This is a genomic window from Pseudomonas sp. IAC-BECa141 (assembly GCF_020544405.1).
In the GTDB taxonomy this organism is placed as follows: domain Bacteria; phylum Pseudomonadota; class Gammaproteobacteria; order Pseudomonadales; family Pseudomonadaceae; genus Aquipseudomonas.
This window is the reverse complement of the sequence record NZ_CP065410.1, coordinates 5203201-5216575: the sequence shown is the minus strand read 5'-3', so window position 1 is coordinate 5216575 and position 13375 is coordinate 5203201. Positions and strand designations below refer to the sequence as shown.

Annotated in this window: 7 protein-coding genes, 2 tRNA genes and 3 rRNA genes; all 12 read left to right on the top strand. The window is 54.7% G+C overall.

Going from position 1 to position 13375, the window contains the following annotated elements; translation table 11 throughout:
* Window positions 1-44: 44 nt before the first annotated feature.
* The 12 genes from ilvC to I5961_RS23805 all read left to right on the top strand — a co-directional run bounded on the left by ilvC (window position 45) and on the right by I5961_RS23805 (window position 13242).
* Window positions 45-1061 carry a ketol-acid reductoisomerase gene (gene ilvC, locus I5961_RS23860; RefSeq protein ID WP_007959661.1) on the top strand — a complete coding sequence of 339 codons (1017 nt, stop codon included), beginning with the start codon at window positions 45-47 and terminating at the stop codon, window positions 1059-1061.
* Window positions 1062-1208: 147 nt separating this feature from the next.
* The gene (pssA, locus tag I5961_RS23855; protein WP_039771608.1) at window positions 1209-2066 is read left to right on the top strand and encodes a CDP-diacylglycerol--serine O-phosphatidyltransferase; all 858 of its coding nucleotides are present in this window, start codon (window positions 1209-1211) and stop codon (window positions 2064-2066) included.
* Between the two features lie 62 nt (window positions 2067-2128).
* On the top strand, window positions 2129-3142 hold the full coding sequence (gene msrP / locus I5961_RS23850; RefSeq protein WP_085697480.1) for a protein-methionine-sulfoxide reductase catalytic subunit MsrP: 1014 nt from the start codon (window positions 2129-2131) through the stop codon (window positions 3140-3142).
* Entirely contained in the window at window positions 3142-3765 is a 624-nt protein-coding gene (gene msrQ / locus I5961_RS23845) for a protein-methionine-sulfoxide reductase heme-binding subunit MsrQ (protein ID WP_227233555.1), read from the top strand. The genes msrP and msrQ overlap by 1 nt, the downstream gene beginning before the upstream one ends.
* A 541-nt stretch (window positions 3766-4306) precedes the next feature.
* A 16S ribosomal RNA gene (locus I5961_RS23840) occupies window positions 4307-5843 on the top strand.
* Window positions 5844-5966: 123 nt separating this feature from the next.
* Window positions 5967-6043, top strand: a tRNA-Ile gene (locus I5961_RS23835).
* Between the two features lie 10 nt (window positions 6044-6053).
* Window positions 6054-6129 (top strand) — tRNA-Ala (locus tag I5961_RS23830).
* 237 nt (window positions 6130-6366) lie between these two features.
* A 23S ribosomal RNA gene (locus tag I5961_RS23825) occupies window positions 6367-9255 on the top strand.
* A gap of 156 nt (window positions 9256-9411) precedes the next feature.
* Window positions 9412-9527, top strand: a 5S ribosomal RNA gene (gene rrf, locus I5961_RS23820).
* Together the 16S, 23S and 5S rRNA genes with 2 tRNA genes alongside form the textbook arrangement of a ribosomal RNA operon.
* A gap of 149 nt (window positions 9528-9676) precedes the next feature.
* Window positions 9677-10336: a paraquat-inducible protein A gene (locus I5961_RS23815; protein ID WP_085701831.1), complete on the top strand. Its 660-nt coding sequence runs from the start codon at window positions 9677-9679 to the stop codon at window positions 10334-10336.
* Window positions 10323-10946 carry a paraquat-inducible protein A gene (locus I5961_RS23810; protein ID WP_007951771.1) on the top strand — a complete coding sequence of 208 codons (624 nt, stop codon included), beginning with the start codon at window positions 10323-10325 and terminating at the stop codon, window positions 10944-10946. The genes I5961_RS23815 and I5961_RS23810 overlap by 14 nt, the downstream gene beginning before the upstream one ends.
* Window positions 10939-13242 carry a PqiB family protein gene (locus tag I5961_RS23805; RefSeq protein ID WP_085700924.1) on the top strand — a complete coding sequence of 768 codons (2304 nt, stop codon included), beginning with the start codon at window positions 10939-10941 and terminating at the stop codon, window positions 13240-13242. Before I5961_RS23810 ends, I5961_RS23805 begins: the two co-directional genes overlap by 8 nt.
* The last annotated feature ends 133 nt before the right edge of the window (window positions 13243-13375 follow it).

Here is a 13375-nt window from a genome sequence, read left to right as displayed (position 1 = left end):
AATTAGCGAATGGCCTGAGCGGCCTGGATATAAAGGGGAAATTCATGAAAGTTTTCTACGATAAAGACTGCGACCTGTCGATCATCCAGGGCAAGAAAGTTGCCATCATCGGTTACGGTTCGCAGGGTCACGCTCAAGCGTGCAACCTGAAAGACTCCGGTGTCGACGTTACTGTTGGTCTGCGTAAAGGTTCGGCTACCGTTGCCAAGGCTGAAGCCCACGGCCTGAAAGTGACCGACGTGGCGGCCGCTGTTGCCGGTGCCGACCTGGTCATGATCCTGACCCCGGACGAGTTCCAGTCCCAGCTTTACAAGAACGAAATCGAGCCGAACATCAAGAAAGGCGCCACCCTGGCCTTCTCCCACGGCTTCGCGATCCACTACAACCAGGTTGTTCCGCGTGCCGACCTCGACGTGATCATGATCGCGCCGAAAGCCCCGGGCCACACCGTACGTTCCGAGTTCGTGAAAGGCGGCGGTATCCCTGACCTGATCGCGATCTACCAGGACGCCTCCGGCAACGCCAAGAACGTTGCACTGTCCTACGCCGCCGGTGTTGGTGGCGGTCGTACCGGCATCATCGAAACTACTTTCAAGGACGAGACCGAAACCGACCTGTTCGGCGAACAAGCCGTTCTGTGCGGCGGCACCGTTGAGCTGGTAAAAGCCGGTTTCGAAACCCTGGTTGAAGCTGGCTACGCGCCGGAAATGGCCTATTTCGAGTGCCTGCACGAACTGAAACTGATCGTTGACCTCATGTATGAAGGCGGTATCGCCAACATGAACTACTCGATCTCCAACAACGCTGAATACGGCGAGTACGTGACAGGTCCGGAAGTGATCAACGCCGAATCCCGTCAGGCCATGCGCAACGCCCTGAAACGTATTCAGGACGGCGAATACGCCAAAATGTTCATCAGCGAAGGCGCAACCGGCTACCCTTCGATGACCGCCAAGCGTCGTAACAACGCCGCTCACGGTATCGAGATCATCGGCGAGCAACTGCGCTCCATGATGCCGTGGATCGGTGCCAACAAGATCGTCGACAAAGCCAAAAACTAAGTCGTAGATCCTTGCATGAAAAAACGCGGCCTAGGCCGCGTTTTTTCGTATGGGCGAGCGGTTCTGGTATAAAGCTGCATCGTTTGTGGCCGAACCGTCGTCCCAGGCGCCTGTCGAAAATGTCCAATCCGTTGCAAGGTACTGTCCATGAGCGAACGTCCCGAAGAGCCGAACCAGGCTTCCGACGCCGAAAGCCTGCTGCCCATCGATGAGCACATCGAAGAAGGGCATGACGCAGAAGGCCGTAAAGTCCGGCATCGTGGTATCTATCTTCTGCCGAATCTGTTCACCACTGCGAACTTGTTCGCAGGGTTCTATTCCATCATCAACTCGATGAGTGCCCAGGCTGCATTGAGCGCCGGGGATGCCGCGAATGCGAGCAAATACTTTGCCTTTGCCGCCATCGCGATTTTCGTCGCCATGGTGCTCGATGGTCTCGATGGTCGCGTGGCGCGCATGACCAATACCCAAAGTGCGTTTGGTGCCGAGTACGACTCGTTGTCGGACATGGTTGCCTTCGGCGTCGCCCCCGCGTTGCTGGCTTTTGGCTGGGCGCTGGGTGACATGGGCAAGGTCGGCTGGATGGTTGCCTTCATTTACGTGGCGGGTGCGGCATTGCGTCTGGCGCGCTTCAACACTCAGGTGGGGACCGCCGACAAACGCTACTTCATCGGTCTGGCCAGCCCGGCTGCTGCCGGTGTGGTTGCCGGGATTGTCTGGGCGTTCAGCGATTACGGGATCCAGGGTTCGAAGATGTCATTCCTGGTTGCGTTGATGGTAGCGGCCGCCGGCATGCTGATGGTCAGCAATATCAAATACAACAGCTTCAAGGAGCTGGATCTGAAGGGGCGTGTGCCTTTCGTGGCTATCCTTGCAGTGGTGCTGGTGTTTGCCGTGGTGTTCAGCGATCCGCCTCGCATTCTGCTGCTGGTGTTCCTCGCCTACGCCGCTTCGGGCCCGGTGCAGTACTTGTTGCATCTTCGTCGTCACAAACACGCCGAGTGATGTAATTTCCCTCATACTCCGCAGTCTATGGTGCATCTGTCCTCCAAAGCTGCGGAGTTGCCATGCTGATCAAAGTCCCTAAAGCGTCCGATTGCCATGAGTCGGACGTCACGCCTGAATCCATTTATCTCTCTCGTCGACAATTGCTCGGAGCGACTGCGGCCGGCTTGGCCATGAGCACTTTGCCGCGCTGGGCCAGTGCCGAAGAGGCTGCCCGCTATGCCGATGTCGAAGCCGGAAAGGCGCCCGCCTGGTTTGCCGAGAAGCTGCCCTCTGTCAAATGGGGGGCGGTGAACGTCAAGGATGAGGCGATTACGCCTTTCAAAGACGCGACCCATTACAACAACTTCTATGAGTTCGGCACCGACAAGGGGGATCCTGCGGCCAATGCCGGTTCGTTGAAAACCGAACCCTGGAGTGTTGTGGTGGACGGGGAGGTGGGTAAGCCGGGGCGTTATGCTCTGGAAGATTTCATGAAGCCTTACCAGCTGGAGGAGCGCATCTATCGCCTTCGTTGTGTCGAGGCATGGTCGATGGTGATTCCCTGGATCGGTTTCCCTGTTTCGGCACTGTTGAAGCAGGTAGAGCCTACCTCCAATGCCAAGTACATTCGCTTCGAAACCCTGCAGGATCCCAAGTCCATGCCCGGACAGCGTTCGGGATTTGCCCTGATCGACTGGCCTTATGTGGAAGGCTTGCGTCTGGATGAGGCGATGAATCCCTTGGCGATTCTGGCGGTGGGTATGTATGGCCGTGAATTGCCGAATCAGAACGGTGCACCGCTGCGTCTGGTAGTGCCATGGAAGTACGGCTTCAAGAGCGTCAAATCCATCGTGCGGATCAGTCTGGTCAGTGAGCAGCCGAAGACAACCTGGCAGAGTATTGCGTCTGATGAGTACGGGTTCTATGCGAATGTGAACCCTACAGTCGACCATCCACGCTGGACTCAGGCCCGGGAGCGGCGACTGCCCAACAGCCTGTTCAAGCCGAATGTGCGTGATACGCAGATGTTTAACGGCTACGCGGATGAGGTCGCTTCTTTATATACAGGGCTCGATCTGCGGAAGAACTACTGATGCGATATCCGATCTGGCGCGTAGGCGTTTTCCTGGCTGCGGCGATCTGGCCGCTGTTCTGGTTCTATCAGGCTTTTGCGGATCTGCTTGGGCCGGATCCGGGAAAAGTCCTGGTTGATCGATTGGGGCTTGGGACATTGGTATTGCTGTTGATCACGCTGAGTATGACGCCGCTGCAGAAACTGACGGGGTGGGCCGGATGGATTGCTGTGCGTCGGCAGTTGGGGCTCTGGTGTTTTGCCTATGTGGTTCTGCATCTCTTCAGCTATATGGCGTTCATTCTCGGTTTCGACTGGTCGCAACTGGGTGTCGAGCTGCGTAAGCGTCCCTACATCATTGTGGGTGCTCTGGGGTTTCTGGGGTTACTCGTATTGGCTGTTACCTCCAATCGATATAGTCAGCGCCTCTTAGGTGTCCGCTGGAAGAAGTTGCACCGGTTGGTGTACGTGATTCTCGGATTGGGATTGCTGCATATGCTGTGGATTGTGCGTGCTGACCTTAAGGAGTGGGCAATCTATGCCCTGATAGGTGTTTTCCTTTTGGCACTGCGTATTCCTCCTTTGACTCGCCGGATCCCTCGTTTGATGGGTAAAAAGCAGGTTTTTCAGGAAAAGCGAAATTAAGTGTTGACGGCAGATTCTGAGTCTCTATAATTCGCCCCACTTCCGGCGCAGTCGAAACGGAAAACTCCTTGAGATTCAGTGAGTTAAGCAGGTTTCGACGGTGGGTCGCTTCAGTTCGTCGAAGCCTGGAAGGCGTTGGAAATGCCGGTTTGCTGGGCGCTTTCAGCGATTCGATCTTCTCGGTCGAAAGCGAAGAAAAAGAGGTGTTGACAGCAGCGTGTAACGCTGTACAATTCGCCTCCCGCTAACGAGAGATCGGAAGCGCAAGTGGTTGAAGTTGTTGAAGAAATCTTCAAAAACTTCTGAAAATAATCACTTGACAGTAAATGAGGCTGCTGTAGAATGCGCGCCTCGGTTGAGACGAAAGATCTTAACCAACCGCTCTTTAACAACTGAATCAAGCAATTCGTGTGGGTGCTTGTGGAGTCAGACTGATAGTCAACAAGATTATCAGCATCACAAGTTACTCCGCGAGAAATCAAAGATGTAACCAACGATTGCTGAGCCAAGTTTAGGGTTTCTTAAAAACCCAAAGATGTTTGAACTGAAGAGTTTGATCATGGCTCAGATTGAACGCTGGCGGCAGGCCTAACACATGCAAGTCGAGCGGATGAAAGGAGCTTGCTCCTTGATTCAGCGGCGGACGGGTGAGTAATGCCTAGGAATCTGCCTGGTAGTGGGGGACAACGTTTCGAAAGGAACGCTAATACCGCATACGTCCTACGGGAGAAAGCAGGGGACCTTCGGGCCTTGCGCTATCAGATGAGCCTAGGTCGGATTAGCTAGTTGGTGAGGTAATGGCTCACCAAGGCGACGATCCGTAACTGGTCTGAGAGGATGATCAGTCACACTGGAACTGAGACACGGTCCAGACTCCTACGGGAGGCAGCAGTGGGGAATATTGGACAATGGGCGAAAGCCTGATCCAGCCATGCCGCGTGTGTGAAGAAGGTCTTCGGATTGTAAAGCACTTTAAGTTGGGAGGAAGGGTTGTAGATTAATACTCTGCAATTTTGACGTTACCGACAGAATAAGCACCGGCTAACTCTGTGCCAGCAGCCGCGGTAATACAGAGGGTGCAAGCGTTAATCGGAATTACTGGGCGTAAAGCGCGCGTAGGTGGTTCGTTAAGTTGGATGTGAAATCCCCGGGCTCAACCTGGGAACTGCATCCAAAACTGGCGAGCTAGAGTATGGTAGAGGGTGGTGGAATTTCCTGTGTAGCGGTGAAATGCGTAGATATAGGAAGGAACACCAGTGGCGAAGGCGACCACCTGGACTGATACTGACACTGAGGTGCGAAAGCGTGGGGAGCAAACAGGATTAGATACCCTGGTAGTCCACGCCGTAAACGATGTCAACTAGCCGTTGGGAGCCTTGAGCTCTTAGTGGCGCAGCTAACGCATTAAGTTGACCGCCTGGGGAGTACGGCCGCAAGGTTAAAACTCAAATGAATTGACGGGGGCCCGCACAAGCGGTGGAGCATGTGGTTTAATTCGAAGCAACGCGAAGAACCTTACCAGGCCTTGACATCCAATGAACTTTCCAGAGATGGATTGGTGCCTTCGGGAACATTGAGACAGGTGCTGCATGGCTGTCGTCAGCTCGTGTCGTGAGATGTTGGGTTAAGTCCCGTAACGAGCGCAACCCTTGTCCTTAGTTACCAGCACGTTATGGTGGGCACTCTAAGGAGACTGCCGGTGACAAACCGGAGGAAGGTGGGGATGACGTCAAGTCATCATGGCCCTTACGGCCTGGGCTACACACGTGCTACAATGGTCGGTACAAAGGGTTGCCAAGCCGCGAGGTGGAGCTAATCCCATAAAACCGATCGTAGTCCGGATCGCAGTCTGCAACTCGACTGCGTGAAGTCGGAATCGCTAGTAATCGCGAATCAGAATGTCGCGGTGAATACGTTCCCGGGCCTTGTACACACCGCCCGTCACACCATGGGAGTGGGTTGCACCAGAAGTAGCTAGTCTAACCTTCGGGAGGACGGTTACCACGGTGTGATTCATGACTGGGGTGAAGTCGTAACAAGGTAGCCGTAGGGGAACCTGCGGCTGGATCACCTCCTTAATCGACGACATCAGCTGCTTCATAAGCTCCCACACGAATTGCTTGATTCATTGAAGAAGACGATAGAAGCAGCTTTAAGCTCCAAGCTGATAGCTCTGAGCTAACAGTTACAAGCTCGAAATTGGGTCTGTAGCTCAGTTGGTTAGAGCGCACCCCTGATAAGGGTGAGGTCGGCAGTTCGAATCTGCCCAGACCCACCAATTTTGTTATGGGGCCATAGCTCAGCTGGGAGAGCGCCTGCCTTGCACGCAGGAGGTCAGCGGTTCGATCCCGCTTGGCTCCACCATAAACTGCTTCGAAGTTTGAGAGTTTAGAAATGAATATTCGATTTGAATATTGATTTCTAGTCTTTTGATTAGATCGTTCTTTAAAAATTTGGGTATGTGATAGAAAGATAGACTGAAAGCCACTTTCACTGGTGGTGATCAGGCTAAGGTAAAATTTGTGAGTTCTCTTAGTTGAGAAATTCGAATTTTCGGCGAATGTCGTCTTCACAGTATAACCAGATTGCTTGGGGTTATATGGTCAAGTGAAGAAGCGCATACGGTGGATGCCTTGGCAGTCAGAGGCGATGAAAGACGTGGTAGCCTGCGAAAAGCTTCGGGGAGTCGGCAAACAGACTTTGATCCGGAGATGTCTGAATGGGGGAACCCAGCCATCATAAGATGGTTATCTTGTACTGAATACATAGGTGCAAGAAGCGAACCAGGGGAACTGAAACATCTAAGTACCCTGAGGAAAAGAAATCAACCGAGATTCCCTTAGTAGTGGCGAGCGAACGGGGACTAGCCCTTAAGTGGCTTTGAGATTAGCGGAACGCTCTGGAAAGTGCGGCCATAGTGGGTGATAGCCCTGTACGCGAAAGTCTCTTAGTCATGAAATCGAGTAGGACGGAGCACGAGAAACTTTGTCTGAATATGGGGGACCATCCTCCAAGGCTAAATACTACTGACTGACCGATAGTGAACTAGTACCGTGAGGGAAAGGCGAAAAGAACCCCGGAGAGGGGAGTGAAATAGATCCTGAAACCGTATGCGTACAAGCAGTGGGAGCAGACATTGTTCTGTGACTGCGTACCTTTTGTATAATGGGTCAGCGACTTATTTTCAGTGGCGAGCTTAACCGAATAGGGGAGGCGTAGCGAAAGCGAGTCTTAATAGGGCGTCTAGTCGCTGGGAATAGACCCGAAACCGGGCGATCTATCCATGGGCAGGTTGAAGGTTAGGTAACACTGACTGGAGGACCGAACCGACTACCGTTGAAAAGTTAGCGGATGACCTGTGGATCGGAGTGAAAGGCTAATCAAGCTCGGAGATAGCTGGTTCTCCTCGAAAGCTATTTAGGTAGCGCCTCATGTATCACTGTAGGGGTAGAGCACTGTTTCGGCTAGGGGGTCATCCCGACTTACCAAACCGATGCAAACTCCGAATACCTACAAGTGCCGAGCATGGGAGACACACGGCGGGTGCTAACGTCCGTCGTGAAAAGGGAAACAACCCAGACCGTCAGCTAAGGTCCCAAAGTTATGGTTAAGTGGGAAACGATGTGGGAAGGCTTAGACAGCTAGGAGGTTGGCTTAGAAGCAGCCACCCTTTAAAGAAAGCGTAATAGCTCACTAGTCGAGTCGGCCTGCGCGGAAGATGTAACGGGGCTCAAACCATACACCGAAGCTACGGGTATCACGCAAGTGATGCGGTAGAGGAGCGTTCTGTAAGCCTGTGAAGGTGAGTTGAGAAGCTTGCTGGAGGTATCAGAAGTGCGAATGCTGACATGAGTAACGACAATGGGTGTGAAAAACACCCACGCCGAAAGACCAAGGTTTCCTGCGCAACGTTAATCGACGCAGGGTTAGTCGGTCCCTAAGGCGAGGCTGAAAAGCGTAGTCGATGGAAAACAGGTTAATATTCCTGTACTTCTGGTTATTGCGATGGAGGGACGGAGAAGGCTAGGCCAGCTTGGCGTTGGTTGTCCAAGTTTAAGGTGGTAGGCTGAAATCTTAGGTAAATCCGGGGTTTCAAGGCCGAGAGCTGATGACGAGTTGCCTTTAGGCGACGAAGTGGTTGATGCCATGCTTCCAAGAAAAGCTTCTAAGCTTCAGATAACCAGGAACCGTACCCCAAACCGACACAGGTGGTTGGGTAGAGAATACCAAGGCGCTTGAGAGAACTCGGGTGAAGGAACTAGGCAAAATGGCACCGTAACTTCGGGAGAAGGTGCGCCGGTGAGGGTGAAGCACTTGCTGCGTAAGCCCACGCCGGTCGAAGATACCAGGCCGCTGCGACTGTTTATTAAAAACACAGCACTCTGCAAACACGAAAGTGGACGTATAGGGTGTGACGCCTGCCCGGTGCCGGAAGGTTAATTGATGGGGTTAGCTAACGCGAAGCTCTTGATCGAAGCCCCGGTAAACGGCGGCCGTAACTATAACGGTCCTAAGGTAGCGAAATTCCTTGTCGGGTAAGTTCCGACCTGCACGAATGGCGTAACGATGGCGGCGCTGTCTCCACCCGAGACTCAGTGAAATTGAAATCGCTGTGAAGATGCAGTGTATCCGCGGCTAGACGGAAAGACCCCGTGAACCTTTACTATAGCTTTGCACTGGACTTTGAATTTGCTTGTGTAGGATAGGTGGGAGGCTTTGAAGCGTGGACGCCAGTTCGCGTGGAGCCATCCTTGAAATACCACCCTGGCAACTTTGAGGTTCTAACTCAGGTCCGTTATCCGGATCGAGGACAGTGTATGGTGGGTAGTTTGACTGGGGCGGTCTCCTCCTAAAGAGTAACGGAGGAGTACGAAGGTGCGCTCAGACCGGTCGGAAATCGGTCGTAGAGTATAAAGGCAAAAGCGCGCTTGACTGCGAGACAGACACGTCGAGCAGGTACGAAAGTAGGTCTTAGTGATCCGGTGGTTCTGTATGGAAGGGCCATCGCTCAACGGATAAAAGGTACTCCGGGGATAACAGGCTGATACCGCCCAAGAGTTCATATCGACGGCGGTGTTTGGCACCTCGATGTCGGCTCATCACATCCTGGGGCTGAAGCCGGTCCCAAGGGTATGGCTGTTCGCCATTTAAAGTGGTACGCGAGCTGGGTTTAGAACGTCGTGAGACAGTTCGGTCCCTATCTGCCGTGGACGTTTGAGATTTGAGAGGGGCTGCTCCTAGTACGAGAGGACCGGAGTGGACGAACCTCTGGTGTTCCGGTTGTCACGCCAGTGGCATTGCCGGGTAGCTATGTTCGGGAAAGATAACCGCTGAAAGCATCTAAGCGGGAAACTTGCCTCAAGATGAGATCTCACTGGAACCTTGAGTTCCCTGAAGGGCCGTCGAAGACTACGACGTTGATAGGTTGGGTGTGTAAGCGCTGTGAGGCGTTGAGCTAACCAATACTAATTGCCCGTGAGGCTTGACCATATAACACCCAAGCAATCTGCAGACTCGAAAGAGATCAGATTGCGGTGTGTGAAGACGCAATGAACCGAAAGTTCGACGCTCACAAAACACCGAAAGCTGTCACATACTCAATTTGCTGAAGCGAGGCCATCTGGTCACGAGTCAGTACCCGAATTTCTTGACGACCATAGAGCGTTGGAACCACCTGATCCCATCCCGAACTCAGAAGTGAAACGATGCATCGCCGATGGTAGTGTGGGGTTTCCCCATGTGAGAGTAGGTCATCGTCAAGATTAAATTCCGAAACCCCAATTGCGAAAGCAGTTGGGGTTTTGTTTTGCCCGCAGGAAAGTTTTTGCTCGCGTCAGCGAACAAATTTGCACAGTTATTTTCGAATCAGAACACTAGAATAGATCCCAACTTTTTCGGAGTCAGAGCCCTTATGTCAGATTCGGTTGACGCCCCCGGGCTGTCAGATTTACCGCTGGATGACTTGGTGGCCTGCCATGAGTGCGATCTGCTGATGCGCAAGCCCAAGCTTGCTCACGGCGAAAAAGCTCTCTGTCCACGCTGCGGTTACGAACTGTACGCTCACCGTCATAACGTGGTGCAGCGCAGTCTCGCCCTGGTCATTGCCGCGTTGTTGCTCTACGTGCCGGCGAACTTTTTACCCATCATGCAGCTCAATCTTCTCGGGCAATCGTCGCAGGACACTGTCTGGAGCGGTGTGATCGGTCTTTTCAACACCGATATGCGCGGTGTTTCAGTGGTGGTATTCCTTTGCAGCATGGCAATTCCGCTGCTGAAACTGCTGTGCCAATTGATTGTGTTGCTGACGATCCGTTTCAACACCGGACGCAGTTATGGCCTGCTGCTCTACCGCATTTATCACCACCTCAAAGACTGGGGCATGCTCGAGGTCTACCTGATGGGCGTCCTGGTCGCAATCGTCAAACTGGCGGACATGGCAGCTATCACCGTGGGCCTCGGTCTGGCGTGTTTCATCGGCTTGTTACTGGTTCAGGTCTGGCTCGAAGTGGTGATGTCGCCGCACCAGATCTGGCAGGCGTTATCAGGAGAAGATGCCCATGCGGGCGATTGATGCAGGCATTCTGATCTGTACCGAATGCCACGAACTGAACAGGCAGGATACCGACAGCGATGTGCAGACCTGCACCCGATGCGGTGCGCTGGTTCACGCCCGGCGGCCCAACAGCCTTGCGCGAACCTGGGCGCTGTTGATCACGGCCGCGATTATCTACATCCCGGCCAACGTACTGCCGATCATGACCGTCAGCTCACTGGGGCAGGGTGATCCGAGCACGATCATGTCCGGCGTCATCCAGCTGGTGCAGCACGGCATGATTCCGATTGCCGCCGTGGTGTTCATCGCCAGCATCCTGGTGCCGACGTTCAAGCTGGTGGGCATCGCGCTGCTGCTGTTTTCCGTGCAGCGCCGCCAGCCCTTGTCCGCCCGTCAGCGGATCTGGATGTACCGCTTCATCGAGTTCATCGGCCGCTGGTCGATGCTCGATATTTTTGTGATCGCCATTCTGGTGGCGGTCGTCAACTTCGGCCGGCTTGCCAGCGTCGAAGCCAATCTTGGCGCCATCGCCTTCGCCAGTGTGGTGATTCTGACGATGCTCGCCGCTGTCACTTTCGATCCCCGACTGATTTGGGATAACACGGAGTCGGACGCCGACCATGACTGATTTGCCTGTAGCGAAAACCCGACCGGCTTCGAACTGGTCCGCCATCTGGGTGTTGCCCCTGATCGCCCTCATTATCGGTGGCTGGCTCGGCTGGCGTGCCTATACCGAAACCGGCATCGAGATTCAGGTGCGTTTTGAAAGTGGTGAAGGCATTCAGGCCAACAAGACCGAAGTGGTCTACAAAGGCATGCCGGTCGGCAAGGTGAAAGCCCTCAAGCTCGATGATGAAGGCAACTCCAAAGGTGTCATCGCGACTATCGAGATGAACAAGGATGTCGATCAGTACCTCAAGACCAGCACCCGATTCTGGCTGGTCAAGCCAAGCGTGACCCTGGCCGGGATCACCGGTCTGGAAACTCTGGTTTCGGGTAACTACGTCGCCATCAGCCCCGGCGAAGGCGAGCCGACTCGCAAGTTCAAGGCCCTGGCCGAAGAGCCACCGCTATCGGATTCCAAGCCCGGCCTGCACCTGACCATCAAGGCCGATCGCCTCGGTTCGTTGAATCGTGGCAGCCCGGTTTTCTACAAACAGATCAAAGTCGGTCAGATCAAAAGTTATGTGCTGTCGGAAGACCAGAGCACGGTCGAGCTCAAGGTATTCATCGAACCGACCTACGCCAAACTGGTGCGCAAACACACCCGTTTCTGGAACGCCAGCGGCATCAGCATCGACGCCAACCTGTCCGGCGTGAAAGTGCGCAGCGAATCTCTTGCCAGTATCGTCGCCGGCGGTATCGCCTTCGCCACCCCGGAGAACCGCAAGGACAGCCCGCCCACCGATCCGAGCCTGCCGTTTCGTCTCTATGAAGACTTCGACGCGGCCGCCGCCGGCATCCGTGTGAAGGTCAAACTCAGCGATTTCGAAGGCCTGCAGGCCGGGCGTACCCCGGTGATGTACAAGGGCATTCAGGTCGGTAACCTGAAAGCGCTGAAGATCGATCCGGACCTGTCCAGCGCAACCGCCGAGCTGACCCTCGATCCGCTGGCTGAAGACTATCTGGTCACCGGCACGCAATTCTGGGTGGTCAAACCTTCGATCTCACTGGCAGGCATCACCGGTCTGGAAGCGTTGGTCAAAGGTAACTACATCGCGGTCCGTCCAGGCGACAAGGGGGGTGCGCCACAACGTGAATTCGAGGCCCGGCCAAAAGCACCGCCGCTGGATCTGCGCGCCCCCGGGCTGCACCTTGTGCTGTTCACCGACACCCTCGGTTCGATCGATGTCGGCAGCCCGATTCTCTACAAGCAGGTCAAGGTCGGTTCGGTGCAGAGCTATCAGTTCTCCAAGACCCGCAAGCAACTGGTGATCGGCGTCCACATCGAGAAGGAATACGAAAACCTGGTCAACGCCTCGACCCGGTTCTGGAACGTCAGCGGCGTCACGCTGACTGGCGGTCTGACGGGCGGCATTCAGGTCAAGAGTGAATCGTTGCAGACCCTGATGGCCGGCGGTATTGCCTTCGAAACGCCGCAAGCCAAGGCACCGCTGCAAAAACGCATTCCACGCTTCCGTCTGTTCGCCAGCCACGACGAAGCGAATCAGAAAGGCGCTGTCGTCACCATCAAGGTCGATCGCGCGGACGGTCTGCGCAGCGGCACACCGGTTCGCTTCAAAGGCCTGGACGTCGGCAAGATCGAAAGTGTCGACCTGACCGATGATCTGCAATCGGTGATCCTCACCGCGCGCATCACTGAAGTGCCGGAGAAGATCGCCCGGGTCGGCAGTCAGTTCTGGGTGGTCAAACCGGAGTTGGGGCTGATCAAGACCTCGAACCTGGAGACCCTGGTTACCGGCCAGTACATCGAAGTGCAACCGGCGGCCAAGAACCTCGGCCCGCAGAAGAACTTCGTGGCCCTGGCCAATCCACCGGAGGTCACCAAGCAAGAGGCTGGTTTGAGTCTGGTATTGAGCGCTGCTCGTCGTGGCTCGCTGAAACCGGGTGTGCCGGTCACCTACCGCGAGATCACTGTGGGCAAAGTCACCGGTTACGAACTGGGCCAGACAGCGGATCGCGTGCTGGTGCACATCCTGATCGAACCGAAGTACGCGCCACTGGTGCGCAGCGGCAGTCGCTTCTGGAACACCAGCGGCGTCGGTTTCGATATCGGCTTGTTCAAAGGCGTGACCATGCGCACCGAGTCGCTTGAAACAGTGATTCAGGGCGGTATCGCCTTCGCCACCCCGGACGGCGAGAAGATGGGCAATCCGGCCCGCGCCGAACAAACCTTCCCGCTGTTCGACAAGTTCGAAGACGAGTGGCTGAACTGGGCGCCGAAAATCCCCCTCGGTAAATAATCCGGGAAATATGGGGCGTTGTTGAGGGCGCCTTCGCGGGCTTGCCTGCGAAGAGGCCCTGTCATTCAGCACAAAATTCCAAGACATAGAAAAGGGCCGCGATCCAATGGATCGCGGCCCTTTTTTGTACCCG